This window comes from Streptomyces sp. NRRL F-2664 (genome assembly GCF_000719345.1).
Classification (GTDB): Bacteria; Actinomycetota; Actinomycetes; order Streptomycetales; family Streptomycetaceae; genus Streptomyces.
This window is the reverse complement of record NZ_JOFX01000405.1, coordinates 1-374: the sequence shown is the minus strand read 5'-3', so window position 1 is coordinate 374 and position 374 is coordinate 1. Positions and strand designations below refer to the sequence as shown.

The 374-nt window shown below is 74.9% G+C and carries 1 protein-coding gene; it reads right to left on the bottom strand.

The genetic code is table 11. The annotated features are described in order from the left end of the window. The coding region (locus IF89_RS39820; protein WP_043195023.1) for a hypothetical protein at positions 1–374 on the bottom strand (374 nt) is incomplete at both ends.

Here is a 374-nt window from a genome sequence, read left to right as displayed (position 1 = left end):
AGGACGGCCGTCAGCCGGTGGCCGTCGCCGGAACGGGCCGGGGCGGTGAAGACGACCCGGCCGTCGCTGGAGGCGACTTCTGTGGCGGCGCCGTAGGCGTCGTAGGCGGCGGCGGTCGCCACTTCCCGTTTCTGGCCGGCGGAGTTGTGGACGGTGCTGGCCTCGCGGACGGGCAGCGCCCAGTCCGCGGGGAGCTCCGCGTCCCGGGGCGGAGGGGCGGGGGAGTCGCCGTCCTGCCAGCTGTAGCCGCGGACCAGTTCCCCGGCGGTGCGGTTGCCGAGGGCGGAGGTGAACACCTGCTGGGAGGTCAGGAGGTGGAGGCTGTTGTAGTGGGAGACCACCCTGCGCTCCGGCTCGCCGTCGGGGCCCAGGAG